General features: G+C 64.4%; 4 protein-coding genes. 2 read left to right on the top strand and 2 right to left on the bottom strand.

Annotated features, from left to right (window positions below):
* Positions 1 to 82: 82 nt before the first annotated feature.
* Both WCE35_RS16855 and WCE35_RS16850 read right to left on the bottom strand, forming a co-directional pair.
* Positions 83 to 1,315, bottom strand: a complete 1,233-nt coding sequence (locus tag WCE35_RS16855; protein ID WP_424594465.1) for a cytochrome P450 — start codon at positions 1,313 to 1,315, stop codon at positions 83 to 85.
* 79 nt (positions 1,316 to 1,394) lie between these two features.
* Positions 1,395 to 2,699 (bottom strand): MFS transporter, encoded by a 1,305-nt coding sequence (locus WCE35_RS16850; RefSeq protein ID WP_424594464.1) that lies wholly within the window; start codon positions 2,697 to 2,699, stop codon positions 1,395 to 1,397.
* 189 nt (positions 2,700 to 2,888) lie between these two features.
* Here WCE35_RS16850 and WCE35_RS16845 point away from each other — a divergent pair, with 189 nt between their 5' ends.
* Entirely contained in the window at positions 2,889 to 3,365 is a 477-nt protein-coding gene (locus WCE35_RS16845) for a hypothetical protein (protein ID WP_424594463.1), read from the top strand.
* A gap of 17 nt (positions 3,366 to 3,382) precedes the next feature.
* Positions 3,383 to 4,066, top strand: coding sequence for a class I SAM-dependent methyltransferase (locus tag WCE35_RS16840; RefSeq protein ID WP_424594462.1), 684 nt, complete (start codon positions 3,383 to 3,385; stop codon positions 4,064 to 4,066).
* Positions 4,067 to 4,081: the final 15 nt, after the last annotated feature.

Below are 4,081 nucleotides of genomic sequence, written 5' to 3'. Positions count from 1 at the left end.
GGCGAGCAGCGCGGCAAAACGGCGCGTTTCGAACCACGCGGCGGTGGGCAGGCCTTCGCTCGAAAGCGCAATGCCGGCGCGATCACCAGCTCGCGGGCAGGCGCTTCAGGCCGCGCAATACGAAGGTCGGCCGCCACTCCGGATTCTCCGCGTCATCGAGCCGCAGTTGCGGCAACCGGCGCAGCAAGGTCGAAATCGCGACCTCCGCCTCGATCCGCGCCAGCTGGGCGCCGAGGCAGAAGTGAATGCCGCCGCCAAACGACAGCGGCTTCACATTGGGCCTGACAATGTCGAGCCGATCCGGCCGGTCGGGATAGACGGCCGGGTCGTGATTGGCCGAACCGAGCAGGCACAGCACGCTTTCGCCCCTCGGGATTTTCTTGCCGCCGAGGTCGTCGATGTCTTCCAGCGCCACCCGGCCGGACAATTGCACCGAGGAGTCGTAACGCAGGAATTCCTCGATGGCGTTGGTGATCAGGCCGGGATCGGCCTTGAGCAGCGCGAGCTGGTCGGGATTGCGATGCAGCGCCAACAGGCCGTTGCCGATCAGATTGACGGTGGTCTCGTGGCCGGCGCCGAACAGCAGAATGATGTTGGCGGTGAGCTCTTCGTTGGAGAGTTTGCTGCCGTCTTCCTCGGCCTGCACCAGTTGCGTCGTCAAATCGTCGCCGGGCTGCTTGCGCCGCAGCTCGAACAGCTGCTGGAAATACATCTGCGCCATCGCGTTGCTGGCGTTGGCCGCCTTGATCTCGTCGGCTGTCAGTTGCACCGGGTCGAGCAGCCGTCCGCCGTCGCGCGAACTGGCATAAAACACCCCGCGATGCTCCTCCGGTATTCCCAGCATGTCGCAGATGATGGTGACCGGCAGGCGGAAGGCAAAATCCTCGATCAGGTCCATCCGGCCCGCGGGGATGACGCGATCGAGCGTCTGGTCGACGATCTGCTGGATGCGGGGCCGCATGTCCTCGACCCGGCGCGCGGTGAACGCCTTCACCACCAGGCCGCGCAGCCGGGTGTGATCGGGCGGGTCCTGCTGCAGCATCCAGTGGCTCATGCTGCGGAACACCGGCTCGTCCATGATCTTTGGCCCATAGCGGCGGATGGTGCGCGCGACATAATCCTTGCCAAAACGCTTGTCGCGCAGCACGAGGCTCGCCTCGGCGTGGCGGCTGGCGACGAACATGCCAAGCGGCGTCAGGTGCACGGGATCGGTGGTGCGCAGCCGCGCATAATGCGGATAGGGATCGCGAATGAATTCCGGCGCGAGCGGATCGAACAGCGGGTCGGGGCTCACCGTCTGGACATGCTCGTTCATGGGCGTCCCTTGGAGCGATACATTGGCTGGCCGAATTAGCCCACAAGCGGCCGGCATCAGCAAGTCCGCAAATCGTGCCTTACCGCTGGCCGGCGGCCGCACGTTGGGCTTTGGGCATCCGGCCGGCGACGGCGCGGATTTTGCCGGGCGAGGCCCGCCAGATCGCTGCCGCGGACAGCACGCTCACGGCGATCCCGATCGCAAAGGCGACCGTGTAACTGCCCGAAAGGTCGTGCAGAACCCCCGTCGCCCAGGGCCCGGCCGCGCCGCCCGCCAGCGCCGCCAGCATGATGGTGCCGAAAATGCTGCCGTAGTGCTTGCCCTGAAAAATCTCGACCACGACCGCCCCCATGATCGAGGTCAGACCATAGCCGAGCGCGCCCTGGGTCAAAACCATCAGGTAGACCAGCGGCAGCACCGGCGCATATTTCAGCGCGATCAGCGCGGCGAAACAGATCGCAAAGCCCAGGCAGCTTGCCGCCCATATCCACTCGCGTCCGATCCGGTCGGAGAGATGCCCGAGCCAGATCTGGCCGGGAATGCCGAGCAGGCTGACCACGCCGAGCGCCCAGACCGCGACGTTCGGGCTGAAGCCGATATCGAGCAGGAATTTGGTCTGGTGCACCTGCACCGCGTACCAGATGTACAGGCCGCAGAAATAACCGAGCGCGATCCACCAGAACCGCGCGGTGCGCAGCGCGCGGCGGAGCGTCCAGTCGGTGGCGGCCCACACGGGATCGACGATGTTCGATATCGGCTTCGCCGATGATGCCGACGGCGCGGCGTCGCCGTCCGGCAAGAGGCCGATATCCTCCGGGCGCTTGCGCACCAACAGGTTGATCGGCCCGAGCAGGACCAGCACGATGATCCCCATCGCCGTGCAGGCGGTGCGCCAGCCGGTCTGCTCGATCATGTGCTGCACCCAGGGCAGCAAGGTCACCGAGCCGATGCCGACGCCGGCAAAGGCAACGCCGATGGCGAGGCCGCGGCGGCGAATGAACCAGTTCGGCAGAAACAGCGATTGGCCGGAATAGCCGAGACAGACGCTGCCGGCGCCGACCAGCACGCCGATGGTGAGATAGAGATGCCATGGCTGGCTCGTCAGCGGCGCAAGCAGCAGCCCGCCCCCCATCAGCGCAACCCCAAGCTCCATCACCGCGCGCGGGCCAAAACGGTCCATCATCCGGCCGATCAGCGGGCTGACCGCGCCGGAAACCAGGAAGCCGAACGAGAACGCGCCGGCGGTGACGCCGCGCTCCCAGCCGAATTCGCCAATGATCGGCGGAAAGAACAGCGAGAACGCGGTGCGCGCATTGACCCCGACCGCCATGGTGACGAAGGTCACGGCGACGATGATCCAGCCGTAGAAGAAGGGGAGAGGCATGGGGGTGTCGCAATGAACTGTGGCGCGAATGGCCGGAATGAACGGGCGGGAGCAGCGCCGCCATCATGCACGGACAGATTTTCGGGGCAAATCGATAGAACCGAGGCAGATGACGGATTGCGGCATCGGTCACCGGCATCTGGCCGGAGGCCGGGAAGCAGGCTAACATATCTTTTTTGGAGGTTCACCATGGGTGCATTGGTTGCCGACGGGTATGTCCCGCATGTTCAGGAACAATTGAATCGCAGGTTTATTGGAGAGGCCCTGACCGAGATGATCGGGTTTCAGAAGGAGTTCAAGCTGTTCTCACCGCAACATTCGCTGATAAGCTCGTTTACGCTGCTCAACATTGCCCCGGTGGAAGAGAAGGACCGGGTGGGTTTTCTGAAATACCTCCATCAGTTGACCAGGACGAGCGCCGAGGTGGATGGCAATGCAACGAAACTGAGCGGACACGATCAAATCGTCGCTTCGCTTCAGGAAAACCTCGAATGCAACAGGCCTTTGCCGGTCTATTTCACCTACCATCCGTCGGGCGGTGCCAGAGGGGTCGTTCAGATCACCGCCAAGAGCCAGCCGCTGAGCTTCTCGAGCACGCGCTTTCTCACCATCTCGGTCCCTACCCTGCGCATGGACAGGCCCAAGGCGGGCGCACGCAAGAAGTAGGGTTGAGGCACGAACCGATGCGTGGCCTGCGCACCCTGGTTCGCAACTACTACTCGGGAACGATCGAGCGCCACGGCCCGACCCCGCTCGGGGTCGACTGGCCGAATGGCGCCTCGCAATATCTGCGATTCGTGCAGCTGCTGAAGATATGCGACTTCTCCAGGTCGTTCAGCCTGAACGATTTCGGCTGCGGTTACGGCGCGCTGCTGGAATTTTTGGCGATGCGGCATGGCGAGGCCGAGGTCGCCTATCAAGGCATCGACATTTCTCGCGCGATGGTCGCCGCGGCCCGCCAACGCTGGGCGGACCGCAAGCATGTGAAATTCGCGGTCGGCTCGCGATGCGGCCGCGTGGCCGACTATTCGCTCGCCAGCGGCGTCTTCAACGTTCGGCTCGGTCATCCCGTGCGGGATTGGGAAGCCTATATCGAGTCGATCCTCGCCGACTTGCATGCCAGCAGCCGGATCGGCTTCGCCGTCAATTTCATGCTGCCGCGCGATGCGCCGCCGAGCGAAAGCGGGCTCTATCGCTGCGAACCACGGCGCTGGATCGATTCTCTGGCGAAGCAAGCGGGTGGCGGCGTGCAACTGCTCGGGGATTACGGACTTCGCGAATTCACGCTGCTGATCCGCATGACGCCGCCGACAACTGCGCGGCCGCAAGCAGGCTCTGGTAGGGCACCGCGCCGGTCTGCTCGATGAGGCGGCGGGCGCGAT

Origin of the sequence: Bradyrhizobium sp. (assembly GCF_049691595.1) — a bacterium.
Lineage (GTDB): Bacteria > Pseudomonadota > Alphaproteobacteria > Rhizobiales > Xanthobacteraceae > Bradyrhizobium.
Note: the sequence above shows the minus strand (reverse complement) of the source record. Positions and strands in the feature narration are given on the sequence as shown.

Coding starts and splice junctions, on each gene's coding strand:
- WCE35_RS16855 (WP_424594465.1), bottom strand. CDS start 1,315: ATGAACGAGCATGTCCAGACGGTGAGCCCCGACCCGCTGTTCGATCCG.
- WCE35_RS16850 (WP_424594464.1), bottom strand. CDS start 2,699: ATGCCTCTCCCCTTCTTCTACGGCTGGATCATCGTCGCCGTGACCTTC.
- WCE35_RS16845 (WP_424594463.1), top strand. CDS start 2,889: ATGGGTGCATTGGTTGCCGACGGGTATGTCCCGCATGTTCAGGAACAA.
- WCE35_RS16840 (WP_424594462.1), top strand. CDS start 3,383: ATGCGTGGCCTGCGCACCCTGGTTCGCAACTACTACTCGGGAACGATC.